This is a genomic window from Tessaracoccus caeni (assembly GCF_029211185.1).
Lineage (GTDB): Bacteria > Actinomycetota > Actinomycetes > Propionibacteriales > Propionibacteriaceae > Arachnia > Arachnia caeni.
Genome location: NZ_JARGDO010000016.1, coordinates 16,107 through 42,690, shown reverse-complemented (window position 1 = coordinate 42,690; position 26,584 = coordinate 16,107). Strand labels below are relative to the sequence as shown.

16 protein-coding genes are annotated in these 26,584 nt (G+C 68.6%); 11 read left to right on the top strand and 5 right to left on the bottom strand.

Going from position 1 to position 26,584, the window contains the following annotated elements:
• Positions 1-97 precede the first annotated feature (97 nt).
• Genes dnaE through hisH form a run of 6 tightly spaced genes read left to right on the top strand, consistent with a single transcriptional unit; the run spans position 98 to position 7,835 of the window.
• Positions 98-3,625, top strand: a complete 3,528-nt coding sequence (gene dnaE / locus P0D62_RS13805) for a DNA polymerase III subunit alpha (RefSeq protein ID WP_275703128.1) — start codon at positions 98-100, stop codon at positions 3,623-3,625.
• A complete protein-coding gene (locus P0D62_RS13800; protein ID WP_275703127.1) occupies positions 3,622-4,209 on the top strand; it encodes a hypothetical protein in 588 nt (195 codons plus the stop codon). Before dnaE ends, P0D62_RS13800 begins: the two co-directional genes overlap by 4 nt.
• Before the next feature lie 11 nt (positions 4,210-4,220).
• A complete protein-coding gene (hisD, locus tag P0D62_RS13795; protein ID WP_275703126.1) occupies positions 4,221-5,522 on the top strand; it encodes a histidinol dehydrogenase in 1,302 nt (433 codons plus the stop codon).
• Entirely contained in the window at positions 5,519-6,622 is a 1,104-nt protein-coding gene (locus P0D62_RS13790; RefSeq protein ID WP_275703125.1) for a histidinol-phosphate transaminase, read from the top strand. Before hisD ends, P0D62_RS13790 begins: the two co-directional genes overlap by 4 nt.
• Positions 6,619-7,227, top strand: a complete 609-nt coding sequence (gene hisB, locus P0D62_RS13785; RefSeq protein WP_275703124.1) for an imidazoleglycerol-phosphate dehydratase HisB — start codon at positions 6,619-6,621, stop codon at positions 7,225-7,227. The genes P0D62_RS13790 and hisB overlap by 4 nt, the downstream gene beginning before the upstream one ends.
• Complete coding sequence (gene hisH, locus P0D62_RS13780) at positions 7,224-7,835, top strand: imidazole glycerol phosphate synthase subunit HisH (RefSeq protein ID WP_275703123.1); 612 nt, start codon at positions 7,224-7,226, stop codon at positions 7,833-7,835. The genes hisB and hisH overlap by 4 nt, the downstream gene beginning before the upstream one ends.
• On the opposite strand, the gene P0D62_RS13775 is transcribed toward hisH, so the two are convergent.
• From P0D62_RS13775 to P0D62_RS13755, 5 genes are all read right to left on the bottom strand, one after another.
• Complete coding sequence (locus P0D62_RS13775; RefSeq protein WP_275703122.1) at positions 7,810-14,844, bottom strand: PKD domain-containing protein; 7,035 nt, start codon at positions 14,842-14,844, stop codon at positions 7,810-7,812. The genes hisH and P0D62_RS13775 overlap by 26 nt on opposite strands.
• Before the next feature lie 336 nt (positions 14,845-15,180).
• On the bottom strand, positions 15,181-16,821 hold the full coding sequence (locus tag P0D62_RS13770) for a DUF4091 domain-containing protein (RefSeq protein WP_275703121.1): 1,641 nt from the start codon (positions 16,819-16,821) through the stop codon (positions 15,181-15,183).
• Between the two features lie 3 nt (positions 16,822-16,824).
• On the bottom strand, positions 16,825-17,634 hold the full coding sequence (locus tag P0D62_RS13765) for a carbohydrate ABC transporter permease (RefSeq protein ID WP_275703189.1): 810 nt from the start codon (positions 17,632-17,634) through the stop codon (positions 16,825-16,827).
• Complete coding sequence (locus P0D62_RS13760) at positions 17,634-18,530, bottom strand: carbohydrate ABC transporter permease (protein WP_275703120.1); 897 nt, start codon at positions 18,528-18,530, stop codon at positions 17,634-17,636. Before P0D62_RS13760 ends, P0D62_RS13765 begins: the two co-directional genes overlap by 1 nt.
• A gap of 2 nt (positions 18,531-18,532) precedes the next feature.
• On the bottom strand, positions 18,533-19,783 hold the full coding sequence (locus P0D62_RS13755; protein ID WP_275703119.1) for an ABC transporter substrate-binding protein: 1,251 nt from the start codon (positions 19,781-19,783) through the stop codon (positions 18,533-18,535).
• 123 nt (positions 19,784-19,906) lie between these two features.
• Here P0D62_RS13755 and P0D62_RS13750 point away from each other — a divergent pair, with 123 nt between their 5' ends.
• From P0D62_RS13750 to P0D62_RS13730, 5 genes are read left to right on the top strand one after another with little or no spacing between them, the layout of a single operon-like run.
• Entirely contained in the window at positions 19,907-21,073 is a 1,167-nt protein-coding gene (locus tag P0D62_RS13750; RefSeq protein ID WP_275703118.1) for an ROK family protein, read from the top strand.
• A gap of 55 nt (positions 21,074-21,128) precedes the next feature.
• The gene (gene priA / locus P0D62_RS13745) at positions 21,129-21,869 is read left to right on the top strand and encodes a bifunctional 1-(5-phosphoribosyl)-5-((5-phosphoribosylamino)methylideneamino)imidazole-4-carboxamide isomerase/phosphoribosylanthranilate isomerase PriA (protein WP_275703117.1); all 741 of its coding nucleotides are present in this window, start codon (positions 21,129-21,131) and stop codon (positions 21,867-21,869) included.
• Positions 21,862-24,210: an HAD-IB family hydrolase gene (locus tag P0D62_RS13740; RefSeq protein WP_275703116.1), complete on the top strand. Its 2,349-nt coding sequence runs from the start codon at positions 21,862-21,864 to the stop codon at positions 24,208-24,210. The genes priA and P0D62_RS13740 overlap by 8 nt, the downstream gene beginning before the upstream one ends.
• Before the next feature lie 35 nt (positions 24,211-24,245).
• Positions 24,246-25,766: a lactate racemase domain-containing protein gene (locus tag P0D62_RS13735; RefSeq protein WP_275703115.1), complete on the top strand. Its 1,521-nt coding sequence runs from the start codon at positions 24,246-24,248 to the stop codon at positions 25,764-25,766.
• Entirely contained in the window at positions 25,763-26,560 is a 798-nt protein-coding gene (locus P0D62_RS13730) for a lysophospholipid acyltransferase family protein (protein WP_275703114.1), read from the top strand. The genes P0D62_RS13735 and P0D62_RS13730 overlap by 4 nt, the downstream gene beginning before the upstream one ends.
• Positions 26,561-26,584 lie beyond the last annotated feature (24 nt).

Below are 26,584 nucleotides of genomic sequence, written 5' to 3'. Positions count from 1 at the left end.
ACCGGGTGGTCGATCGGACAAGTCGGTGGGCGTCAACCAGTCTGCTCTCCGGGCGGGTAGAGTGGCCAGGCAGTTGACCGGACCTTAAGGAGTGGCGTTGTCGGACTCGTTCGTGCACCTTCACACTCACACCGAGTTCTCGATGCTCGACGGGGCTGCCCGCGTCGACGACCTCTTCAGAGGTGCCGAGAAGATGGGCATGCCGGCGATCGCGATGACCGACCACGGCAACCTGTTCGGCGCCTACGAGTTCTACAAGACGTCCAAGAAGTACGACGTCAAGCCGATCATTGGGCTGGAGGCCTACCTCACGCCGGGCACGCATCGCAGCGAGCGCAAGCGTGTCCAGTTCGGCGACGGCACCGGCGACGACGTGGCCTCCAAGGGCGCCTACACCCACATGACGATGTGGGCGGCCAACCCCGAGGGCATGCACAACCTGTTCCGGCTCTCCACCCGCAGCTCGCTGGAGGGGTTCTTCTACAAGCCGCGCGCCGACCGGGAGCTGCTGAACCAGTACGGCAACGGCCTGATCGCGACGACCGGGTGCCCGTCGGGCGAGGTGCAGACCTACCTGCGGCTCGGCCAATACGACAACGCGGTACGGGCGGCCGCCGAGTTCCAGGACATCTTCGGCAAGGGCAACTTCTACGTCGAACTGATGGATCACGACCTCGACATCGAGACCAAGGTCCGCAAGGATCTGCTGCGCCTGGCCAAGGATCTCAACCTCCCACTGGTGGCCACCAACGACCTGCACTACGTGCACGCGCACGACGCCGACTCCCACGACACGCTGCTGTGCGTCTCGGCGGGATCGCGCAAGGCCGAGACCAACCGGTTCAAGTTCAACGGCGCGGGCTACTACTTGAAGTCGCCCGAGGAGATGCGCTTCCTGTTCAAGGAGCTGCCCGAGGCCTGCGACAACACACTGGCGATCGCCGAGCGGATCGAAACCTCCTTCGAGGAGGGCATCGGCACCTACATGCCCCGGTTCGACTGCCCCGAGGGCGAGACCGAGGACTCCTGGTTCCACAAGGAGGTCGAGCGCGGCCTGGCGCAGCGCTACCCGGGCGGGCAGAGCCAAGAGGTACGCGACCGCGCCGAGTTCGAGACCGGCATCATCAGCCAGATGGGCTTCTCCGGCTACTTCCTGGTGGTCGCCGACTTCATCAACTGGGCCAAGCGCAACGGCATCCGCGTGGGCCCGGGCCGAGGCTCCGGCGCGGGCTCGATCTGCGCCTACGCGCTGCGCATCACCGACCTCGACCCCATCGAGCACGGCCTGCTTTTCGAGAGGTTCCTCAACCCCGAGCGCGTCTCGATGCCCGACTTCGACATCGACTTCGACGATCGTCGCCGTTCCGAGGTGATCGACTACGTCTCGCGCAAGTACGGCAACGACAAGGTGGCCCAGATCGTCACCTACGGCTCCATCAAGGCCAAGGCCGCCGTCAAGGACTCCGCCCGAGTCCTGGACATGCCGTTCGCGGTCGGCGAGCAGATCACCAAGGCGATGCCGCCGGACGTGATGGGCAAGGGCGTGCCGCTGCCGGAGCTGTTCAACCCCGAGCACAAGCGCTACGCCGAGGCCCAGGAGTTCCGCGAGCTCTACAACTCCAGCGCCGACGTGAAGACCGTCGTCGACACCGCCATGGGCATCGAGGGCCTGAAGCGCCAGTGGGGCGTGCACGCGGCCGGCGTGATCATGAGTTGGAAGCCCCTGGTCGACGTGATCCCGCTGATGAAGCGCGAGGCCGACGGCGCCATCATCACCCAGTTCGACTACCCGGGCTGCGAGTCGCTGGGCCTGATCAAGATGGACTTCCTGGGCCTGCGCAACCTCACCGTGATCGACGACGCGGTGCGCAACATCAAGGCCAACCAGGGCGTCGACGTCGACCTCGAGTCCCTGGAACTGACCGACCCCAAGACCTACGAGCTGCTGCAGGCCGGTGACACGCTGGGCGTGTTCCAGCTCGACGGCGGCCCCATGCGGGCGCTGCTGCGCTCGATGCAGCCCGACTGCTTCGACGACATCTCCGCCGTCGGCGCGCTCTACCGACCAGGACCGATGGGTGCCGACTCGCACAACAAGTACGCGCGCCGCAAGACCGGCCGAGAGCAGGTGGAGCCGATCCATCCCGAGCTGGCCGAGGCGCTGGAGCCCATCCTCGGCGAGACCTACGGCCTGATCGTCTACCAAGAGCAGGTGATGGCGATCGCCCAGCAGCTGGCCGGCTACTCGCTGGGCGGCGCAGACCTGCTGCGACGGGCCATGGGCAAGAAGAAGAAGTCGGAGCTCGACAAGCAGTACGAGTTGTTCTCCGGCGGCATGCTCGAGCGCGGTTACTCGAAGGCTGCCATCCAGACGCTCTGGGACATCCTGCTGCCCTTCGCCGACTACGCCTTCAACAAGGCGCACTCCGCGGCCTATGGCGTGGTTTCCTACTGGACGGCGTATCTCAAGGCCAACTACCCCGTCGAGTACATGGCGGCGCTGCTGCAGTCAGTGCGCGACGACAAGGACAAGTCCTCGATCTACCTGGCGGAATGCCGCCGGATGGGCATCCACGTGCTGCCGCCCGACGTGAACTCGTCGGCCACGGCGTTCACCCCCGTCGGTACCGACATCCGCTTCGGCATGGGCGCGGTGCGCAACGTGGGCGACAAGGTGGTGATCGCCTGGATCGAGGAGCGCGAGAAGAAGGGCCCCGCCAAGGACTTCAACGACTTCCTCGACAAGGCCCCGCTGCCGATCTGCAACAAGCGCGTCATCGAGTCGCTGATCAAGGCCGGCGGCTTCGACGAGCTGGGCCACACCCGGCGCTCGCTGATGGACGTCTTCGAGGGTGCTGTCGATTCGATCATCGACCTGAAGCGCAATGCCGAGAACGGGCAGGACGACCTGTTCGGCTTTGGGTTCGGCGACGAAGAGGAGTCGTCGTCGCACATCGAGATCCCCGAACTCGACGAGTGGGACAAGCGCACCAAGCTGGCGTTCGAGCGCGAGATGCTGGGCCTCTACGTCTCCGATCATCCGCTGAACGGCCTAGAGCATGTGCTCACCCAGCACGGCGAACGCCAGATCTCAGCCGTGGTGGCCGAGGACGGCTTCCGTGGCCAGACGACGGTGTGCGGGCTGATCACGTCGGTGAACCGGCGGGTGAACAAGAAGGGCGCCATCTACGCGCAGATCATGGTGGAGGATCTCACCAACTCGATCGAGGTGACGGTGTTCCCGCGCGTCTACGACCGGGTCGCCATGCACCTGGCGCCCGACACCATCGTGACCGTCGACGGCGTGGTCGAGGACGGCGACGGCCGCGGCCGGATGCGCGCGCAGAACGTCACCACCCCGCACCTGAGCGCCGAGGGCGCCGTCGGACCGGTCCTGGTGACGCTGCCGGAGGTGCGCTGCACCCCTGGAGTGGTGGACAAGCTGAAGAGCGTGCTGTCGCAGTACCCCGGAGCGGCTGAGGTGCATCTCCAGCTGCGCTCGCCCGAGCGTCTCACCACCTACCGGCTGGGCGCCGGCTACCGCGTGGAGCTGGGCTCGCCGCTGTTCGCCGACCTGAAGGCGCTGCTCGGGCCGTCCTGCGTCGGAATGGTGTCCAGCGAATGAGCACCGTCACCCCGGTGGTGCTGCCGTCGAGCAACCCGCGCGACGAGGTGTGGGGCCGCCTCAGCATCCGCGTGATCGTCTACCTCGCGAGCAGCGCGGTGGCGGGCATCGTCGCGGGCTTGGTGTGGTTCCTGCTGGCGCCGCGACCCACCTACTCGATCTCCGAGGCGCTGCGAGCCACGATTCCTGAGCGCGAGCTGGCCGCGATGGTGGGGGCCGACGTCTACTTCGTCGTCCTGTCCGCCGCCTTCGGCCTGGTGCTCGGGATCCAGGCCTGGGTGTGGTTCTCGCACGAACACCTGACAAGCGTGTTCATGGCGCTCGGCGGCGGGCTGATCGCCGCCCTGGTGGCGTGGCGGTTCGGCCTGTTGATCGACGGCGCGGGCTTCGCGTCCCGGCTGTCCGCCGCGGAGCCGGGCGACCTGGTGCGCACCGATCTTCAACTGCGCGCGCTCGCGGCGCTCGTCTGCGGTCCGTTCTTCGCGGTGCTGCCGGTGATGATCGCCTCCGCCTTCCTTCCCGAGAAGCCCGTGCGACGCGGACGCGCCGGTGAGGTACGGGATAGAGGTCTCGCTGAGAAGTAGACTCTTGCGACGTGCCTAGAGTTGTTGATCTGACAGGGGTGAGCGGCGACTACCGCCGTCACCTGCCGCGCGCCGCATTCGACGTCGAGGCCGCGCTCCATGCCGTGCGCCCGGTGGTCGAGGACGTGGCGGCTCGGGGCGAAGAAGCGGTCCGCGAGTACTGCGAGCGCTTCGACGGCGTGGTCCCGCAACATCTCCGGGTTCCGGCCGAGGTGCTGGAGCGCGCCGAAGCCCAGTTGGATCCGCAGCTGCGCGCGGCCTTCGAGGAGTCCATTCGCCGTCGCCGGCTGGTGGCCGAGACGCTGGAGCGCGACGTCGACCCGGCCGCCGCCCAGTTGGCCCCCGGTGCCCGCGTCGGGGTGCGCAACATCCCTGTCGAACGCGTCGGCTTGTATGTACCCGGCGGCCTGGCGCCGCTGGCCTCGTCGGTGATCATGAACGTGGTGCCGGCCCAGGTGGCGGGCGTGACGTCGATCGCCGTCGCTTCGCCTCCGCAGAAGGACTTCGGCGGCTACCCGCACCCCAGCATTCTCGCGCTGTGCCGGCTGCTCGGCGTCGACGAGGTGTACGCGGTGGGCGGCGCGCAGGCGATCGCCCTGTTCGCGCACGGTGCCGAGGGCCTGTGCGAGCCGGTGTCACTGATCACCGGTCCCGGCAACATCTACGTGGTGGCGGCCAAGCGCCTGGTCCGCGGTCTGGTGGGCATCGACTCCGAAGCCGGTCCCACCGAGATCGCGATCCTCGCCGACGGCACCGCCGATCCACGCTTCGTCGCCGCCGACCTGATCTCCCAGGCCGAGCACGACCCGATGGCGGCCTCTGTGCTGATCACCGACTCGACGGCGCTCGTCGCGGAGGTGGAGGCCGAGTTGGAGGCCCAGATCGCGGTCACCAAGCACGCCGACCGGATCCGCACGTCGCTGGGCGGCGAGCAGTCGGCCGTGGTGCTGGTGCGCGACGTGGAGCAGGGCATCGCCGTGGCCAACGCCTACGGTGCGGAGCACCTGGAGATCCAGACCGCCGACGCCCCGGCGGTCGCGGCGCGGATCCGCAATGCGGGCGCCATCTTCGTCGGCGACTACTCGCCGGTGTCGCTCGGCGACTACTCGGCCGGCTCCACCCACGTCCTGCCGACGGCGGGCTGCGCCTGCCACTCGTCGGGCCTGACGGTGCGCAGCTTCATCAAGACCGTGCACGTCATCGACTACACCGAACAGGGCCTGCTCGACCTGGCCGACTCCGTCGAGCGGTTCGCGCTCGCCGAAGACCTGCCCGGGCACGCCAACGCGATCACGGTGCGGAGGCCCCGATGAGCAAGATCACCCTCGACGAGCTGCCGCTGCGCACCGACCTGATCGGCGAGGAACCCTACGGCGCGCCGCAGCTCGACGTGCCCGTGACCCTCAACGTCAACGAGAACCCGTACCCGCCCAGCCCGGCGATCGCCGCGGAGATGGCCGAGGCGATCACGGGGGCGGCGGCCACCTTGAACCGTTACCCCGATCGCGAGGCGCTCAGCCTGCGCTCGGATCTCGCGGCCTACCTGGGGGAGGGGCTCACCGCCGACAACATCTGGGCGGCCAACGGCTCCAACGAGATCATGTCGCACCTGCTCACCGCCTTCGGCGGGCCGGGGCGCACGGTGCTGGCCTTCACGCCCACCTACTCGATGTACCCGGAGTACGCGCGCAACACCGTCACCGGCTACGTGACGGCGCCGCGCCGCGACGACTACACCGTCGACGCGGAGCTGGCGCTGGATGCGATCGCCGAGCACAAGCCGACGGTGGTGCTGATCACCACGCCCAACAACCCGACGGGCACCTCGACGTCGCTCGCGGTGATCGACGAGATCTGCACGCGGGCCGCCGATAGCGGCGCGCTGATCGTCGTCGACGAGGCCTACCAGGAGTTCTCCACCAAGCCCTCGGCCGTCACGCTGCTCGCGAAGCACCCGCGCTTGATCGTCTCGCGCACCATGTCCAAGGCCTTCGCCTTGGCGGGCGGACGCCTCGGCTACCTGGCTGCCGCGCCCGCCGTGGTGGACGCGTGCCGGATCGTCCGGTTGCCGTATCACCTGAGCGCCCAGACCCAGGCGGTGGCCAGGGTCGCGCTGCGGCATGCCGACGAACTGCTGGCCCGGGTGGCCGAACTGGGGGCCAGCGCCCGCGAGTTCCAGGCCTGGGCGCGTGATCGCGGCTACGACGTGGTGCCTTCGGACGCCAACTTCGTCCTCTTCGGCCGTTTCGACGACCGGCACGCCGTCTGGCAGGCGCTGCTCGACCGCGGCGTGCTGATCCGCGAGACCGGCCCCGCCGGATACCTGCGCGCCAGCGCCGGCACGCCCGCCGAAATGCAGGCCCTCAAGGACGCCCTCGACGAGATCGACCCTCTCAAGGAGAACAAGGCATGAACCGCACCGCCACCATCACCCGCTCCACCAGCGAGTCGACGATCACCGTCAGCCTCGACCTGGACGGCACCGGCACTTCGACCATCAACACCGGCGTGGGCTTCTACGACCACATGCTGACGGCTCTGTCGAAGCACTCCATGATCGATCTGACCGTGGAGGCCGACGGCGACCTGCACATCGACGGCCACCACACCGTCGAGGACACCATGATCGTGATCGGCCAGGCGCTGAAGCAGGCGCTGGGCGACAAGCGGGGCATCCGTCGCTACGGGTACGCCGTGGTGCCGCTCGACGAGGCGGTCGCGTCCTGCGTGGTGGACGTCGCCGGCCGGCCGTACGTGACCTGCCAGGGCGAGCCCGACGGGCAGGCCTACGCGCTGATCGGCGGCAGCGGGGTGCCCTACGCGGGCTCGATGACCTATCACGTGTTCGAGTCGCTGGCCCTCAACGCGGGGCTCTGCCTGCACGTGAATCTGCTGTCGGGGCGCGATCCGCACCACATCGTCGAGGCCGAGTTCAAGGCGCTGGCCCGGGCGCTGCGCGAAGCCGTCGAGATCGATCCCCGCCAGGCGGGGATCCCCAGCACGAAGGGCGCCCTGTGAGCCCGAAGGTCGGCCTGTTCGACTACGGATCGGGCAACCTGCACTCCGCGGCGCGCGCCTTTGAGAACGCAGGTGCCGATCTGGTGGTGACCGGCGACCTCGACGAGCTGCGCCGCCAGGACGCGCTCGTGGTGCCCGGCGTCGGCGCCTTCGCGGCCTGCATGACGGCGCTGCGCGAGGCCGGGGGAGAGGATCTGATCCGCGAGTGGGTGGACGGCGGGCGTCCGCTGTTCGGCATCTGCGTCGGCCATCAGGTGCTGTTCGAAGGCGGCAACGAGCACGGCCTGCACACCGACGGCGTGGGCCTGTATCCCGGCCAGGTGGACAAGCTGGGCATCGAACGACTGCCGCACATGGGCTGGAACACCGTCGAGGTGCCTCCGGGCTCGGCGCTCTTCGCCGGCCTGGACGGACGTCGGTTCTACTTCGTGCACAGCTACGCCGCGCGCCCGTGGGACGGCGACGCCCTCCAGGCCACCTGCACCGAGGAGGGCGAGACCTTTGTCGCCGCCGTCGAGTCAGGCCCCGTGGTCTCGACGCAGTTCCACCCGGAGAAGTCCGGCGCCTCCGGCGCCCGCCTGATCAGTAACTGGATCGCCACCCTCTGATCAGCACCGCTCCGGCGGTCACGCATACCAGGCCGATCGCCAGCAACAGGCCCGTGTGTTCGCCGGACCCCGTGGAGGGCAGATCCGGATCGGGCGTCTGGCTCGGCGAGGGGCTGGGGCTGGGGGTCGGATCCGGGCTGGATGTGGGCGTGGGAGATGGCTCAGGGCTCGGTGTGGGTTCTGGAGATGGTGTCGGCTCCGGCGAAGGCGTCGGCTCCGGAGAGGGTGTGGGCTCCGGCGTGGGGCTCGGCTCCTGGGTCACGATCCCCTTCGCGACGACCTGACAGGTGCGCTGCTCGCCCAGTGCCAGCGACACGTCGCCACCGAGGCAGGCCTCGCCGAGCGTGATGGTGTAGCCATCGGGACCGTCGACGGTGAAACCGTGCGTTCCCGCGGGGAGTACGACCGCGCGGCCGAACTCCGACGCGGTGCCGTTCACCACGAGGGAGAAGTCCGACTCGTCCGCAGGCTCGTCGGGGACGCCATCGCTATGGTCGATCGTCAAGAGTACGGTCAACGATCCTGGCTGATCGTCATAGGTGACGACGCAGGCTCGTTCGTCGCCGCTGCCGATGGCCACTGATCCATCGGCCGCGCAGTCGCCACTGAGCGTGCGGAGGTAGCCCGGGATGGCGGGCGCACCCACGGCGTAGTCACCCGGTTCCAGCTCGTGAGCGGTTCCGGACGTGTCGCCCTGATCGGAGGAGACCAGCAAAGAGCCCCGGGTGAGTTGGATCGTCACGTCGGAGGGCCGCGCGCTGCCGCCGTCGTCGTTGGTCACGACGGTACGGACGGTGAGCGCGCCCGGCTCGGCGACCGGCGGGATCGGCGTGGCCACGGCCTCACAGGTGACATGCTCGTCGAGGCCCAGTGCGACCTCGCCGGACGCGCACCGGCCCAGCAGAGCCACCCGGTAGTCGGCGCGCCCGGCGAGCGCGATGGTGTGCGCGCCGGCCGGCAGCGTGATCGCGGTTCCGAGGCTCGCCTCCACGCCGTTCACGGTCACCGCGAAGTCGTCGGGTGTGGCCGGATCGTCGGGTTCGTAGCCGCTGTGGTCGACGGTGAGCGAGACGGTCACCGATCCGGGGATGTCGTCGTAGGTGACGGTGCATGCGCGCTCGTCTCCGTCGGCCAACTCCACGCTGCCGTCTGCCACGCAGTCGCCGGCGATGCTGCGGGCGTAGCCGGGAAGGGCGGTTCCGCTCAGGGTGTAGCTGCCGGGGGCGAGCTCGTAGAGTTCGCCGGTCTCGTTTCCTGGCCCGCCCGCGATGACGCCCGTGGCGTCCGCGACCTGGATGGTGGTGTCGGCCACCGTCAGGGCGCCGCCGTCGTCATTGATCACGACGGCGCGTACCGTCAGCTCGGCGGTCGGCTCCGCGGCGGGCTGATCGTCGTAGACGACGGTGCAGCTGCGCTCGGCATCTTCCTCGACGGTCACCGCGCCGTCCATCGCGCAGTCGCCGCCGATCGTGCGGGAGTAGCCCGGAAGACCGGTGGCGCTGACGGCATAGCCGCCGGGCGCAAGGTCGTAGCTGGCCCCGGTCGCCGATCCCGGATCGCTCTCCACCGCTCCGGTGGCATCGGAGACGGTGATCGTGGCGTCCGAGGGCTGGGCGGTGCCGCCGTCATCGTTGATCACCGTGGTGACCACGGTGAGCGTGCCCTTCACCGGGGGCGCGACCGGGTCGTCGTCGTAGAGCACGGTGCAGGTGAGCTCGTCCTCCGCCTCCAGATCCACCGTGCCGTCGACGGCGCAGTCGCCGCCGATCGTGACGGTGTAGCCCGGCAGGGCGCTGCTCGTCACGGTGTAGCTGCCGGCCGAGAGGTCGTGGCTGGTGCCCGAGACGGTTCCCTGGGCGCTCGCGAGCACACCACCGCCGTCGGAGACGGTGATGGTGGCATCCGAAGGCTGGGCGATGCCGCCGTCGTCATTGGTGACGTTCGTGACCACCGTGAGTGATCCGGTACGGACCGGCGGGGCCACCACGGTATCGACGTCGGAGGCGACGTTGTTGGTGGGCGTGAGGTCGCTGCCGTTGGCACCGTCATCGAAGGCCTCGGCGGTCACCTCCAGGGTGTTGCCGACGTCGACCGATTCATCGACGCGCACCACGAACTCCCGCGTGGTGCTGCCCGCGCCGGCCACCTCGAACAGCGGCCAGGTGAGGGTGTCTCCCGACGCCGTGGCGTCGCCGGCGTCGACGACGGTCACGCCGGCCGGGAGGGTGACCTGCAGCTCCACTCCAGTGGCCTTGATCGGGCCGACGTTGTTGACGGTGACGGTGTAGGTCACCTCGTCGGCCGAGGACACCTCGGTCCGGCCGTCGTCGATGGCCACCGTGAGGTCAGGCCGCTCGACCAGCGCCGTGGCGCAGCTGTCCAGCAGGCTCTGCAACACGGGCTGCGGGTCGGCGGCGAACTCGCCGATCGGGAAGAAGGCCCCGCCGCTGTTCGTGGCCAGGTTCTGATAGGCCTGGGTGGAACTGTTCACGGTGATGATGGAGAACAGGATGGCGCCGTTGTCGGCCAACGCCTGCGCTGCGTCCTCGTTGCTGGCCTGATAGCGCTGATCGGGCTCGTCGCCCACCAGGACCACGCAGCGTCCGGCGCTGGCCCGCAGACCGACCTGGGGCCCGAGAGCATCGATGATGGCGTTGATGCCGGGCTCGGTGCCACCACCGGTGGTGAGGGCAGCGGCCGCGGCGGCGACATCGTCGAGATCATCGGTGGCGGGCACGATGATGCGGGGCAGGAAGCCGGGCCGGCCGTCGACCGTCGGGAAGCCGCCGCCGAAGCCCATCACGGCGATCTGGTAGTCGAGCTGCGTGGCCAGCTGGTTGGCGATGGTGACGACGTTGTCGCGGATCCGGGCCTGCACGCCACCCATCGAGCCGGACTCGTCGATGGTGAACACGATGTCGCCCGGCGGGCGCTGCACCGCGGGGATGGTCGCACTGTCGCTGCTGGGCAGGAAGGTGCCGGAGCCGGCGAACTCGGCGCTCAGCGCGCGTCCGCTGCCGATCGGAAGGGTGACCAGCGCCTGGCCGTTGCTGTCGGTGGTGACGGTGCGGGTTTCGCCGTCGAGGGCGATCGTGATGCGTTCGCCGGCGATCGCGCCGAAGGTCACAGCCTCCCAGAGCTTGACCTGCACGGCCACGGTGGAGCCGTTGTCCGAGCCGGGAACCCGGTAGGCGTTGAGGTAGGTGGGTGCCTTCTCCGCGACGATTGAGGCTGCATCGCTGGTGGAGCCCCCGTCCTTGTCGGAGACCGTCAACGTAGCGGTGTACTCGCCGACGGCGTACTCGTGGCTCACCCTGGCCGAACTGGAGGTGCACGGCTGGATCGTCTGGGTGGGGCTGCCGTCGCCGAAGTCCCACACGCAGGTCAGGCTCTGCCGGTCGACGGATCCGGGATCGCCGACCGAGGGGGCGGGCGTCCACACGGCTCCCACCTGGCCGGACGGGAGCGTGCGCACGTAGGCACGGAAGTCGGTGCCGGCGGCGACGGTGGGGGCAAGGTTGTCGACGGTCACGGTCTGGGTGCTGCTGCGTGTGAAGCCGAAGGAGTCGGTGAGGGTGAGCGTCACGTCGTAGCGACCGTCATCGGCGAAGGTATGACGGGGCGACAGCGTTCCGGCGGTGGTCTGCGAGTCGCCCCAATCCCATGTCCGATCCACGATCGCGCGGTCGTCAAGGGAGGCCGGCGTCAGATCGGAGAAGCTGAGGCTCTGGCCTTCGGCCCCGGTCGCGGGCGTGCTGAAGTCCGGTTCCTTGAGTTGCGGGACGACGCGCTGCAGCAGGGTCTTCGTGGCGGTCAGACCGTCGCCATCGGTCACGGTCAGGCGCACGGTGTAGTCGCCGGGGGCGGCGTAGGTATGCGTCGGATTCTGCTCGGCGGAGGTGGCGCCGTCGCCGAACTCCCACCGCCATGACGCGATGTCGCCGTCGGCGTCGGTGGAGCGATCCGTGAAGCGCACCTCGGCGCCGCCGATCTGCCCGGTCAGGGCCTGCAACCGGGTGGTCTCGGTGTAGCCGGCGTTGCCGCGGTTCGTGAGGATGTCGTAGCGCAGGTGGCGCGCGGCCGGCGTCGCCGGCATGTCCAACTGCTGCAGCGCGGCGTCGTTGGTGAGCTCGTGTTCGAGCACGGTCGTGAATCCACCCGGGCCGGCCCCGGTGTTCGAGATCCCGAATCGAACCTTCGCGGGCCGGGCGTTGCCGACGCTGGTCGGCTGGACGGCGACGGCTTCCAACTGCCATTGCCCGTGCAGGTCGATCACGGCCCACTGATTGGTGGGCGTGCCGGATGCGGTGCGCCACCCCCGCTCGCCGCTGGGGTAGTCCGTGTCGATCATCTCCTCCGGGGCCAGAGAACTCGTGTAGCTGCTCGACAGCACCGCTCGGCCGCCGTGCTCGACGCGCGCCACGTCGCCGAGCCCGGTGGCAGGGAGGGGGCTGAACGCCGCGATCGGCGGTCCGGAGGCGGCGAGGGTGACGCTGTGGACGTCGGAGACCACGCCGTGGAGGTCGGTCACTCGCAGCGCCACGACGCTCGCCGCGCCGAAGGCGTGCTGGGGGTTCCGCTGCGTCGAATCAACCGTGAAGCTCACGCCGTCGTAGTCGAAGTCCCACTCCCAGGAGGCGATGCCGTCGGCGTCGGTGGACGTGTCGGTGAAGGCGACGGGGTTGCCGATCACCACCGGGGTGGGCGCGTAGCCGAAGGAGGCCACTGGCCGGTCGGTGGCGGTGATGGTGCGCGTGACCGTATCGCTCAGGTCGTCGCCGTCGGTGACTGTGAGGCGCACCTGATGGGCGCCGCCGGCGGCGAAGGTGTGTGTGGTCTCGGCCTCGGTGGAGTCGATGGTGCCGTCGCCGTCGAAGTCCCAGCCCAGCGAGGCCAGCGGGCCGTCGGGGTCGGAGGAGGTGCTGGTGAATGTGACCTCCTCGCCGAGAATCGCCACCTCCGGGTCGACGTCGAAGCTGGCGGTGGGCGGGCCCGTGTCGGCAGTAGCGGGGTTGCAGTCGTCGTCGATGCCGTTGCCTGGAGTCTCGGTCCGCCCGGGGTGGACGTCGGGGTCGGCGTCGTTGCAGTCGACGTTGGCCCGCCAGCCGTCGCCGTCGGCATCCGGGTGCACCGGGAGCGCCACCCACCGGGTGGTGGCGGAGCGCGATTTCCCGTCCGAGGTGTGGGCGAAGATCGCGATCGCCCGTCCCTCGTCCGCGGGGGAGGCCGTATAGGTGTAGCTGGTTCCCGTGGCGACGGCCTTGTCCGCGGCGAACCATTGGGTGGTCAGGGTGTCGTTGTCGGGATCGGTGGGGGAGACGGTGAAGGTCCGGGACTGTCCGAACTCCACCTCCACCAGGGTGTCGGCGGCCGGATCCGGCACGCCGTTGGCCGGCGGACGGTTGTTCGTGGTGATCTGGGGCTGGGCGAAGGCCACCACATGGCGACCGGCGGCGTCGGTTCCTCGTACGCCGACGAGGGCGCGGCCCGGCGTGGTGAACGTGTGGTCGACAGGGGTGCCGGTGGCATCGTCGAAGGCCCCGTCGCCGTCGAGATCCCACTCGAGCGTCGCGCACCCGGTGCAGACCACGCTCAGCTGACGCTCCGCACCGGCGGGGATCGTGGCGGTGACGCGGAGCGAGGTCAGGCGTGGATACGCCGTCGCTCCTTCCCCGGCCACCACAGCGGTCAGCTCGGCGATGATCGCGTTCATCGCGTTGCCCAGATCCGCGTAGGCGGCGGCCATCTGGTTGTTCACATCCGTCTGCGTGGCGAAGTAGCTCGAGAAGGTGGTGGGGATCACGTCGGGGTCGATCTCCTCCAGCATGGCCTCGACGAAGGCGTCGAGTTGCGTCGGGGTGGCTCCGAGATTGCGCAGGACGCGCTCGTCGTCGGCGCTCATGCCGTTGGCCTCGACCTCCGACATCACCGCGCGCAACCGGGTGAGGCCGGTGTTGAGGTTGATGCCGCTGCTGCTCGCCGCCGAACTGACGGTATTGAGGGCGCTGCTCTCGTTGGCGAGTGCGCTGCTCAGCAGCCCGGCGTAGGACTGGATGTCGTAGGCGTGCATCAGGGCCGCGGCGGTGTCGTCGGCCAGTGCGGCGCCCTGATACTTCTCGAGGGAGCCGAGGAAGGCCGCCGAAAGGACGTTGACCTGGTCGACGTGCTCCGCCCACTCCGCCACCGCGTGCCACAGGGGACTGTCGCTGGGCGGGGGCGTGAAGGTGGTGCGTGCCGCGGGCACGCTGGGGTCGGCGAAGTTCGGATCTGGCGGATCGGCGGCGATCCCGCGGTAGTGGGAAGCCCTGTCCACGATCACCTTCACCACGTCGGCCTGCAGCTTGATCAGGTCGCGCGGACTCACCGTCGGGCACCAGGGACTGACGGGACTATCCGGAATCTCCGGGAGGAAGCTGCACACATAGGTGAGGTAGAAGCCTTGCAGGTTCGTGGCGTCGCTCGCCATCGAGTACGCGGTGGTGAGGGTGAAGAAGATGGCGTACGCCTTGGCTGCGTCGAGCCAGTGCTCGGCCTGGGCGGTGGCGCTCGACTTCAGCTGTTGGATCCGAGGATCAGGAAGAACGGGGACATCCGTCGGGATCACCACCTCGAAGGCATTCGGCAAGATGGTGTCGGAACCGTCGAAGACCCGGTTCTGGCAGGTGTCTTCGATGATGTCGTAGCTGCCAGGGCCGAGCGTGCCGCTGGGGGCGGTGATGCCGATCAACTCGCTGATCACGCCCGACCCGAGACCGGTTCCCTGCACGGTGTTGGGCGAACCCGAGACGTCGCTCAATGTGCCTCCCGCCCCCACGCTGCCGCTGGGCACCACGTAGATGTCGGAGGTGGTCCAGAACGTGTCGCAGTCGCGGGTGAGGGTGCCGAAGTCGATCACCACGTACTGATTGGGGCCGAAGGTGTGTCCGTTGAGGCCGAAGCTGGTCGCGTTGGCGTGCGCGGTCACGGTGGTGAGCAGCCCCGAGCTCAGCGCGAGGGCAAGACTGAGCACGATCGCCCATCCTCGGCGAATCCGGCTTCCGTGACGATCATTGGATGTCCTGGGCACGGTTGTTCCTCCCACACCCCGGGTTCCGCGTGAGTGCGATTCAGTGTCGGCCTCACTGCCCGCGGTTCCCGGCAGGCTAACCCGTCATGCGGCCCACCTGAGTCGGTCTCACGGAATGCTTGGCCAGCTTTGGTCACGAGGCGGAGAAACCTCTGGACCTTCCGCCACCTCGCCGCGGATCTGAGCGGGGGAGCACCTGCGTCATGCTCGACGGGGCGCCCGCGGAGGAGATCCGCGGGCGCCCCGTCTCGGCGCACCGGCAATCAGAAAAGCGGCTCCCTATCGGGACACGGCAGCCACGGCCTCGTCCAGGGCGCGTCGTCGTGCCAGCCACTCCTGGTTGGTCACCCAGCCGTCGGCGTAGTCCAGATCGCCGTCGGGGTCGATCAGGCGCAGCACGCGCTCGCGTCCCAGGATCTGCTCGGCCTGCTGTGCGGCCGCGATGTCGGCCATCGCGCCGGCCATCAGGCGGTGCCGCTGAGACTCCCAGGTGGTGAAGTCCGGTCCGGGGTACACGATGAAGGCGTCTCCGCCGGGGAAGGCGCCTCCGGCGGAGGTGTCGGCGAAGGGGTTGGCGGGACGGGAGGACAGCTCTGTGGCGTAGAAGTTGAACGCCCAGTGCAGCAGCCCCTCGGCGCCCGCCTTGTACATCTGCCAGCCGATCGCCCGGGTGCGCACCCCATCCTGGGCGATGAACCGGTTGGAGACGCCGACGCACTGCGCCACGCAGTAGTACACCCAGCTCGGCTCGATGCCGTGCTCCCGGAACGCAGGCACGGCGTCGTTGGCGACGACGGGAGTGCCGACCAGGTCGTTGTACTCGGGATGGGACAGCGCGTCGATCACGATGCAGCCCTCGAGCGACTCCCACACGGCGGTGCGCGCGGTGGAGTAGCCCTCCAGGTGTTCCAGGATCGGCTCATCCGAGAGGTGGTAGAGCGTGTTCTCCCTGCCCACCCGGGCGTCGAAATACTCCTTCAAGAAGGGCACCAGCTGAAGTAGGAATTCCTGGTAGGCCGGATCGGAGGCCGGCGTGTCCCACCCGAACATCTGGCGGCTCACACCGTCGACGCTCACATGGATCTGCGGTGCGGCCTTGGCCCCCCACTGCGTGAACAGGTGGGGCAGTTCCACCTGACGGATGCCGGCGCGCTCCAGGGTCTGCATCCACCGGTCGAGGCGCGGGGTCTCGAACCGGTAGACGCCATCCTCCAGCGAGATGTCCAGCAGCTGGGCCGTCGGACGGGTTGCTCCGACGGCGGTGTCCAGCGGCGGCGTGAACACCGGCGTCAGCAGCGCGGTGGTACCCATCCGGGCGGCGGAGACCATCTGGGACTCGATCGCAGTCCACAGCTCCTCGCTCCACATCTCGACGCCGTAGTACGCAGCGAGGAAATCGCTGTGGAACCACTGGGCGAAGCTGACGCGAGCCGGCTCGAGGGGGCGCGGGACGGTGAGCACGTCGAGCTCTTGATCCATCAGCAGCTCGTCGTTCACCCACGCCCGAAGCCGGACGTCAGAACAGGGGAGCGGCAGATCCACCCACACCGAGTGCCAGCCGATGTGATTGGGCATCACCTGGATCCGACCCGGAGCCGATGTGGCGAGAGGACGCAGCACGTCGGGGAGCATCGCCGCCTCCGTGGCGATGTAGCCCTCGCTCGCACCGTCGAAGCACGGCAGCTGGGTGGGGACCAGATCGACGGCGAAGAACTCGGCCTGGTCGCAGCCGTCGATCTCGATCCGCAAAGTGCTGCGCAGCCGGGTCGGCATGGTGCGCTGCGGACGCCAGGCCACCTGGAAGGAGACCGTCTCGCCCTGCCACCCGCTGAGACCGGACAGGGGAGCGGTGGGCTGCCACGACGGGGTGACCTTGGTGAGCGAGTCGACGAGGACAAGGCGGGGAGATTCGAGAGACACGGATCATCCTTTCATGCCGGAGGCGGTGACGCCCTCGACGAATTGACGCTGCAGGAACACGTAGACCAGGAACGGCACGAGGAAGGCGATCGTCGTGCCGGCCATCACCATCCCATACTGGGTCTGGAAAGAGCCCTTGAGCTGGGAGACGGCGAGGGTCAGGGTGACGTTCTCGCCCGACTGCTGGGAGACCAACGGCCACAGGAAGTCGTTCCAGGTGGTCAGGAAGGTGAACACCGTCAGCGCGATCAGGACCGGCTTGATCGCGGGCACGATGATCGACCAGAAGATCCGCAGGTCATGGGCACCGTCGATCCGTGCCGCCTCCAGCAGGCTCGGCGGGATGGACGTCATGAACTGGCGCATCAGGAACACCCCGAACGCGTTGACCACAGGCAGCGCCAGCGACAGATAGCCGCCGAGGATCCCCATCTCGCGGAACATGATGAACATCGGGATCATGGTCACCTGCGCGGGCACCATCATCGTCGCCAGGTAGAGGCTGAACACGGCCCCGCTGCCAGGGAACGGCTTGAACGCGAACGCGAAGGCCGCCAACGAGCAGACGACGTTGTTCAGCACCACCGCGATCACCACCACGACGATGGACGTCGTCAGCGCCGACCCGAAGTCATGCACCGTGAACAGCTTCACGAAGTTGGCCAGCGTCACCTTGTCGAAGTCGACGGTGAAGCGCAGCGTGGTGGTCTCCTGGATGGCTGTGATCACCATCAGCACGAACGGCAGCACCGCCAGTGCGAGCAGGACCGCGATCACCAGGTAGAGCACCGTCATGCCGATCTTGCGTCCCATCACTTGTCACCCCTTCCGAGGAGCAGGCGCTGCACGATCGAGATCAGCAGCACGACGACGAGCAGCACCATGGCGATCGCCGAGGCATAGCCCATCTGGAACGACTGGAAGCCGGCCGAGTAGATGGCCATCACGAGGGTCGTGGTGGCGCCACCCGGTCCGCCTCCGGTCATGGCGTAGACCAGGTCGAAGGCCTGGAAGGACCAGATGGTGGCCAACACCGTGCACAACAGGACCACCGGACGCAGCCCTGGCAGCGTGATGTGGAAGAACTGCTGGATCGCGGTGGCCCCGTCGACCCGAGCGGCCTCGAACTGCTCCGCGGGAATGTCCAGCACGCCGGCGTAGAACAGCACAAGGAAGTATCCGATGTTCTTCCAGACGCTCACCAGAGCGACGCACACCAGCGCCAGCCACGGACGGCCGAGGAAGTTCACCTCGTCCATCCCCATCGCGGTCAGCATGGTGTTGAAGAAGCCGGTCTTGGGGGCCAGCATGAACTGCCACACCGTGCCGATCAGGATCATCGACGCCACCACGGGCACGAACAGCACCGAGCGCACCACCTGCGAGAAGCCGTGCCCCGAGTAGCGCGCCAGCACCTCGGCCAGCACCATCGGGATGAACATCTGCAGGGGCACCGAGATCAGGGTGAAGATCGCGGTGTTCTTGAGCGCCGACCAGAAGTTGGCATCGGCGATGAGCCGCTCGTAGTTCGCCGCCCCGGTGAAGATCGGGTCGCCCAGCACGTCGTAGTTGGTGAACGACAGGTAGGCGGAGTACACGATCGGGGCGAGCGCGATCAGGCAGAGGATCGCGAGCGACGGCAGGACGTAGAGGGCGCCGCCCCAGCGGTTGAGGCCGGAGCGGCGCCCCCTGCTATGCGTGGCGGTCACGCTCACTGGACGCCTTGGGACAAAGCGGTGTTGCCCTCGGCCGCGGCGTCGGCCAGAGCCTGCTCGGGCGTCTTGCTGCCGCCCAGCATCTGCTGCAGGTTGGAGTACAGCGTGTTGTAGGCCGCCGGCCCGTTCGCCACCACCGGCAGCGGGTAGAGCATGTCGGTGTTCTCCGTGTAGATGGCCAGCATCTCCTCGGGGTAGTTGCTCTGCTCGTCGCGGCCGATCGGCGGGAAGTTGGTCTTCGCATGGAACTTGGTCATCTGCGGACCCTCCGTGATGAAGCTCATCAGCTTGTAGCAGGCCTCCTGGTCGGAGCATCCCTTCAGCATCACCAGCGAGTCGAGGGCGATGAAGGTGCCCTGCTGCTGATCGGTCAGCGAGATCACGAAGCCGTAGTCGATGCCCGCGTTGTCGAAGTAGGGGGCGTCGGCCTCGGAGGCGATGTACATCGCGACGTCGCCACTCTCGAAGGTCTTGCGGGCGACCTCCGTGGTGAGGCCGGTGACCGAGTCACCGATGACGCCCTCGTCCTTCAGCCGCTTCAGGTACTCCGCGGCCTTCAGCATCTCCGGGCTGTCGAACTTGGTGGCGGAGCCGTCGGCCTCGAACAGCTGGCCGCCGGCCTGCCAGACGAACGGGAAGAACTGCGCGTTCATGGAGCCGCGGTTGGGGTCGCCCCAGGGCATGGCCAGCGGCTCGATGCCGGCTTCACGAAGGGCGAGGGACACCTCGACCAGATCGTCCCAGTTCGCCGGCGGCTCGGTGATGCCGGCCTTGGCGAAGAGCTCCTTGTTGTAGAACAGCACGCGCGCGCCGCCCACGACGAAGGGCATCATCATCTGCGAGCCGTTGATCTCGCCCCGGTCGAGGAAGATCAGGTTCTCGCGCTGCGCGTCGGTGACCTTGTCGTCGAGCGCCACGATCTGATCCTTGGCGATGTAGTCGCCGATCATCTCGGTGTACATGTAGCCGACGTCCGGGCCCTGGCCGGACGAGACGCCCGTCAGGTACTTCGTCTCAAACGCGTCCCAGGGGACGATCGTGACGTTGACGTCGATGCCGTTGTCCTCCTCGAAGGGCTTCAGGATGTCCTCCCAGAGCTCGGCGTCGACGTTGTCCACCGCGAGCGGCGGCAACCAGATGTCGAGGGCCGAGGCGTCTCCGCCCTTGTCGTCGCCGGAACCACCGCAGCCCGTCGCGAGCAGCGCGACCGCGGCGAGACCGGCTGCCACTGACTTCCACTTCTTCATGTGCAACTCCATCGTGTGCAATCGCCACCTCTCTGATGGTCGATGGCGACAGTATTGCAGATATAAAAGGGGGTTTCGCAAGGGGTCTGTAAAAGTCGCGTTACGGACCGCTACCATGTCGCCATGGCGCGGAGCAGCACCCATTCGTCGTTGGCCGGGATACGGGAGGCCAACACGCGCACTGTCGTCGACGCCGTTTTCGCGGACGAGAGCTCGGTGGCGCTCAGCGAACTCGTGGATCTGACGGGGCTGTCGCGCCCGACCCTCACGCAGACCCTTCGGCTCATGACGGCCATCGGTCTGGTGACCCACGGCTCGGATCGGCCGGCCTCGGGGATCGGGCGCCCGCTCAGCGTCTACCGTCCGCTGCCCGAGCATCATGAGCTCTGCGTGGTCGTGGTGGGCTTCCACTGGGTCGAGGTGGCCGTGGCCGACGTGTTCGGGCGGGTGATCCTGACCGAGCGCGAAGACCTCGTCACGGGCGTCCCGCTCGCGCAGCAGGTGGCGGCCGTCCTCGAGCGCACGATCGACGGTCGTCGCACGACGACGATGGGAGCCGTGATCGCGGTGATGGGCATCGTGCACCAGGGCGGCGTGGTGCACTCGAGCCGGCATCCGGAGCTCGGCGATCCCGCGACGATCGAGGCCATCCGCGCGCCCATCCTGTCTCGCTGGCCGGAGGCCGACATCGTGGTGCGCAACGACGCCAAGCTCGCCGCCGAGTGGATGTACCGCCGGGCGTCCGCGTCGGGTGCCGAAGTCGGCCTGGTGCTGGCCGTGCACATGAACGTCTCGGTGGGCTGCGGCATCGTGATCGAGGGGCAGATCCTCGAGGGCGCCCACGGTGCGGCCGGCGAGGTGTACCTCGAATCCGACAACAAGTTCCACGAGGCGGAACGCGCGCTGTGGACCGGAATCGAGCGGCTCGGTCGCTCCGTTCATCAGATCTATCGCGACGCGGGTCAGGGCGATCCGGAGGCTCAAGAGGTCACTACGCAGATGGCCACCTGCGTCGCCCACGGGCTGCGTCCCATCGTGTTGGCCCTCGACCCCGACACGGTGCTCGTGGGAGGGCCGCTCGCCCAGGCCGGACAGAGCCTGCGAGACGTGTTCGAGAAGGAGATCCGGGAGGTCAGTCTGACCGCCCCGAAAGTGCTGCTCAGCCCCGACTCCGAGACCGCCGTGCGCGACGGCGCGATGATGGTGGCGATCGACCGGATGCGCGACCGTCTGGTGGAGCAACTGGTCTCGCGCGCCGGCGCGTCGCCGACGCGTCGCAGAGAAACATAAGGAAGCCGCGCGAGGTCTCCTGGGTATCCACCGGGGTCGGATAAGGTATGGCCTCGTGAACGCATTGGAGTTGTTGCCCGCCGTCGACGTGCAGGGCGGCCAGGCCGTCCAGCTGGTGCAAGGCATAGCCGGCACGCAGAAGGAGTTCGGCGACCCGCTCACCGCAGCGCTTCGCTGGCGCGACGAGGGCGCCGAGTGGCTGCATATGGTCGACCTCGATGCCGCCTTCGGCCGCGGCTCCAATGCCGAGGTACTGGCCCGGATGATCGCCGAGGTGGGCATCAACGTCGAACTCACCGGAGGCATCCGCGACGATGCGTCGCTGGAGCGCGCGCTGTCCACCGGCTGCCGCCGCGTCAACATCGGCACCGCCGCCCTGGAGAACCCGGAATGGTGCGAGCAGGCGCTGCGTCGCCATGGCGACCGGATCGCGATCGCCATCGACGTGCGGGACGGCAAGGTGGCCGGCCGCGGCTGGACCACCGAGGGCGGACCCTGGGAAGAGACCGTCGACCGCCTCGCCGCAGCCGGCTGCCAGCGCTTCGTCGTGACCGACGTCGCCTCCGACGGCATGCTCTCGGGTCCGAACTACGAGCTGCTCCGCAAGGTCTGCGACCGCGGCGACGCCAAGGTGGTGGCCTCCGGCGGGATCTCTCAGCTCGACGATCTGGCGGCGCTGCGGGAGCTGGTTCCCCTGGGCGTCGAGGGCGCGATCATCGGCACCGCATTGTATGTTGGCAACTTCACCCTCGCAGACGCGCTGCGGGTGGCCAGAGGGGAGTCCGCGCATGGTTAAGCCACCGGCATCGACGTTCGGTCAGGCCCGCACGCTGCACACGCCGCCGCTGCTGGAAGGCAGGATCGCGGATCTGCTGGCCGGCAAGAAGATCGCCATGACCGGCGTCACCGGCTTCATCGGCGAACAGATGCTGTGGCGCTTCCTCAGCGACTGCCCCGACACCAAGACCGCTGTCTTGGTGCGACGCAAGGGCTCGCTCACCGCCGAGCGGCGGGTGCAGGGACTGCTCGCTAAGAAGATCTTCAAGGGCATCGTCGAGGCGTCCGGTGGCGTCGAGAAGCTGATGGCCGAGCGCGTCCAGGTGATCGAGGGCGATCTGCCGCAGGTGCCAGAGCTGCCCCGCGACATCGACGTGCTGGTGCACTGCGCCGGCGACGTGTCCTTCGACCCGCCCATCGACCAGGCCTTCATGACCAACGTGGTGGGCACCAAGGCGCTGCTCAGCCGCTTCCTGGAGTCCTGCTCCGACGCGGACGGCAACCTGGAGCGGATCCCGCACTACGTGCACATCTCGACGGCCTACACGGCGGGTCGGCGTCGCGGCGCGATCCCCGAGGCCGCGCACATCCACGACGTCGACTACGACAAGGAGGCCGCGTCGGCGCTGGCCATGAAGGAGCACGTCGAGGCGCGCTCCCGCAGCTCCGAGCAGCTCACCATCCTGCGCAAGCAGGCGGAGAAGCTGCACCGCCAGGCGGGCTACCTCACCACCTCCGAGGACACCGAGCGCCGTCGCCAGGAATGGGTCAAGGCCGAGCTGGTGGCCGCGGGCACCGAGCGCGCGCGCTCGCTGGGCTGGACCGACGTCTACACCTTCGCCAAGGCGATGGGCGAGCGCGTGGTGGCCGACATGGGCAAGGACATCCAGATCTCCGTGGTACGCCCCGCCATCGTCGAGTCGTCGTTGCTTGCCCCCTTCCCAGGGTGGATCGAGGGCTTCAAGATGGCCGACCCGATCATCCTGGCCTACGGTCGCGGCCAGCTTCCCGAGTTCCCGGCCTCGCCCGACGCCGTGATCGACATCATCCCCTGCGATTTCGTCGTCAACGCCATCGTCGCGGTGTGTGCGACGCAGCCCAAGGTCGGCGAGCCCGAGTTCTACCACTGCAGCTCCGGAGCGCGGAATCCGCTGACCTTCCGCGGCATCTACGAGCACATCCGGGCCTACTTCGAGAATCACCCCTATGTGTCCGGTCAAGGCTCGACGCCGCTGTCCACCTGGAACTTCCCCGGTGCGGAACCCGTGGAGCGGCTGATGAAGCTGGGCGGCGTCGCCACCCGGGTCGCCAACCGGGCGCTCACCTTCGCGCCGCGCAGCACGCTGACCCGCAACGTCGCGACGCAGATCGACAAGACCGACAAGCAGCTCGAGTTCCTCAACAAGTACCTGACGCTGTACGGCGAGTATCTGCAGTCCGAGTTGCACTTCGTCGACGACTGCACGCTCGCGCTGCACCACTCGCTGCACGAGGACGACAAGGAGAAGTTCGGCTTCGACTCGGGCTCCTTCGACTGGACGCACTACCTGCAAGAGGTGCACGTGCCGGCGATCACCGACCCGGTGCGCCGGCTGGAGGCGGCTCGCAAGCGACGCAAGGCCAGCGCCACCACCTTCAAGCGGCTGCGGCCCGCCGAGCCCGGCACCGTTCTTGCGGCCTTCGACCTGGACGGCACCGTGATGGCCACCAACGTGGTGGAGACCTATCTCTGGGCTCGCCTGCCAGAACTCAGCCCGCTCGGCCGGGTGCGGGAGCTGGCCACCGTGATCGGGAAGCTGCCCACCTACCTTGGTGCGGAGCGTCGGGATCGCGGTGTCTTCCTCCGCTCCATCTACCGACGTTACGCCGGTGCCGACCTGGCTGCCCTGGAGGACTACGTCGACGAGCGCCTGGCGCCCCTGATCCTCGACCGGATGTCGCCGGAGGCGATTCGCCGCATCCGCGAGCACCGCGACGCGGGGCACACCACCATCCTGATCACCGGCGTGATCCGGCCGCTCACGCGCCCGTTCGAGGGCTTGTTCGACACCATCGTCGCGGCCGACCTCGCCACCGACGATCAGGGCCTGTGCACGGGCTTCCTGAGTGGGCCGCCGATGGTCGGCGAGTCGCGCTCCGCGTGGCTCAACCACTACGCCAAGCTGCACGAGATCGACCTCTCGCAGTCCTATGGCTACGCCGACAGCCACGTGGACCTGCCCATGCTGCGCGCCGTCGGCAACCCCGTCGCCGTGAGCCCCGACGTGCCGCTGATGCGCGCCGCCCGGCAGAGCGGCTGGTCCATCGTCGAATGGTCCTCCATGTCCCCGATCCCGCGCTGGAAGATGCCCGCCATCTAGGCGGCGCCGCCCCAAAAGAAAGACTGAGGAGATCAATGTCTCGTCCCGGTTTCGTCCTCGAGGTGGACGACAAGACCCCGGCGCTGCTGACCATGGCAGGCGCCGGCATCCGGCTGGAGCGCTTCGGCCTGGGCACCAAGGTGATCTATCCCGCCGACGCCGTCGCCTCGGCCAACCCGGTGGATCTGATCGACGCCGCGCTGGATGCGCCGCTCGGGATCGAGCCGCTCGCGGGGGTGCTCGCGCCGTCCACGACGCTCACCATCGTCGTGCTGGAGGAGCCGCAGCTGCAGCCCCGCATGCGTTTCGACGTGCGGCGCAGCATCGTCGAGCGGGTGCTGGAACTGGCCGCCCGGGCGGGCGTCGAGGACGTGCAGATCGTCATCGCCAACGGCCTGGCCAAGCGATGGAGCGTGCCTGAGATCACGCGTGCGCTGGGGGAGCGGGTCGCCACCTCCTTCCTCCCCGACGGGCTCATCACCAGCCACGACGCCACGGCTGACGATCTGGTCGAGATCGGCGAGGTCGACGGCGTCTCGGTGAGGCTGAACCGTCGCGTCGCCGAGTCGGATCTGGTGGTCAGCGTCGGCGCGCGGGCGTCGAGCCGTGACGGTTCCGCCTTCGCCACCGGACTGGTCGACGTGGCCACGCTGCGCGCCGTCGGTGCGCCGGGTGCCTCCCGCGCCGTCGCCGACCAGGTGGCGGGCGTCGTCGAGACGGCGGTCAACCGGTTCGCCGTAGAGGCGGTTCTGGGCCAGCCGCTTCCCGTGCCGTCGCTGCGGTTCGCCGCCAAGCGCGAGTGGGAGTGGCGGATCGGCGATCAGCTGGCCTTCGCCGGCGCGCGGCAGCTGGTCGCAGCGCTGCCAAGGCAGGGCACCCAGCAGCTCTACGGTCAGCAGATCGCCGACTACGCGGTGCTCGACGTGATCGGCGGCGCGGCGGAGCAGGTCGTCTCCCAGGCCCGGGAGGCGTGGCGCGTCGCGAACGCCGTGGAGGTCAAGGGACAGGCCGACGTGCTGGTCACCTCCGTGTGGGGCGCCACCTTCGACGAAGGCGATCCCGATGGCTCGCCGATCGGCGCCGCCAACCGGGCCCTGGTGCAGCTCGCCGGCTGCCACGACGATAAGCCGCTGGCGCGGGAGGGCGCGTCGTTGATCGCCTTCCACCCGCTGGCGCCGCGCTTCTCGAACCGTCGCCAGGCCGCCGCGTCCGACTTCTTCGCGACGGTGCTGCCCGCCACCACCGATCCCGACGAGATCCGGGCCTCCTTCGAGGACAAGGCCTGCTCGGACGAGTGGTACCTCGATCTCTACCGCAAGGACTTCTCCGACCACCCGCTGCAGACCTTCCAGACCTGGTATCGCATCGCCGAGGCCGGCAAGAACCTCGGCCAGGTGATCTGGGTGGGCGGCAACCGGCGCACGGCGGCGCTGCTCGGCCATCGCGCGGCCTCCACCTACGCCGATGCGCTGGAGATCGCCTCCGACTCGGTCGGCTCGCACCCCGCGATCACCTACCTGCGTGGCCCCGGACAGGTGCTGGGCGTGGTGCGATGATGGCGCGCGAACTCAGCACCTGGGCGCTGGACCGGCCCAAGCGACGCGGTCCGCGCGTGACGCTGCCCGGAGACCTCGTCCGCTTCGCCCGCTCCGGATGGGGCGGTCGCACCAAGCCTCCTACCGGAGCGCCGCCGCGCGAGTCGCGCGACCTTCGGGTGAGCCTTTCCGATGTGCTCGCCCCGCACATCACGGGCTGGCTGAACCTACGCGTCGACTTCGAGGTGGTCGGCGCCGACGCGCTCACCGGCCTCCAGACGCCGTTCGTCTTCGGCGTGAACCACTGCGGACAGCTGGGCTACCAGATCCTCCGCATGTCCTTGCCCGGGCGGCTCCGCCCGCGGCTGCAGCAGCCCAGCCGTGCGCTGAGCAAGGGCAAGAACGCCGTCGTGATGTCGGAGCACCCGTCGGGCGGCCGGCTCGTCGGCGAGTTCGACTCGGAGGCCGCGTCGCTGGCCAGCCAGCACAACGTGGCGCTCGTGCCCGTCGGCCTGGTCGGCACGGTGGGCCTGCGGGAGATCCTGCGACTCGCCCTCAGCACCAAGCCCAAGGTCTCGATCCGGTTCGGCGCCCCCATCTACGTGCGCGGCCGCAACCTCGCCGACGCCACCGAGCTGCTGGGCTCCCGCGTCGAGCGGCTCGTCACCGAGGGCGATCTGTCCTGGTGGGACGTCGAGCGTCGGCGCAGCGTCACGGAGCCCGACGAACCCGAGGTGGCGCCTCGCTGGCAGCGGCTGTGGCGTCAGGGCGCGCCACGCCCCGTCGAAAAGGGCAGCCGTATCTGGAGCCGGTAGAGTGTGCGTGGCAATTCGAGAGTG

What these genes read in the sequence shown, in the direction of transcription:
- P0D62_RS13800 (WP_275703127.1), top strand. Translation starts at nt 3,622, where the DNA reads ATGAGCACCGTCACCCCGGTGGTGCTGCCGTCGAGCAACCCGCGCGAC.
- P0D62_RS13790 (WP_275703125.1), top strand. Translation starts at nt 5,519, where the DNA reads ATGAGCAAGATCACCCTCGACGAGCTGCCGCTGCGCACCGACCTGATC.
- hisB (WP_275703124.1), top strand. Translation starts at nt 6,619, where the DNA reads ATGAACCGCACCGCCACCATCACCCGCTCCACCAGCGAGTCGACGATC.
- P0D62_RS13765 (WP_275703189.1), bottom strand. Translation starts at nt 17,634, where the DNA reads ATGGGACGCAAGATCGGCATGACGGTGCTCTACCTGGTGATCGCGGTC.
- P0D62_RS13755 (WP_275703119.1), bottom strand. Translation starts at nt 19,783, where the DNA reads ATGAAGAAGTGGAAGTCAGTGGCAGCCGGTCTCGCCGCGGTCGCGCTG.
- P0D62_RS13750 (WP_275703118.1), top strand. Translation starts at nt 19,907, where the DNA reads ATGGCGCGGAGCAGCACCCATTCGTCGTTGGCCGGGATACGGGAGGCC.
- P0D62_RS13740 (WP_275703116.1), top strand. Translation starts at nt 21,862, where the DNA reads ATGGTTAAGCCACCGGCATCGACGTTCGGTCAGGCCCGCACGCTGCAC.
- P0D62_RS13735 (WP_275703115.1), top strand. Translation starts at nt 24,246, where the DNA reads ATGTCTCGTCCCGGTTTCGTCCTCGAGGTGGACGACAAGACCCCGGCG.
- P0D62_RS13730 (WP_275703114.1), top strand. Translation starts at nt 25,763, where the DNA reads ATGATGGCGCGCGAACTCAGCACCTGGGCGCTGGACCGGCCCAAGCGA.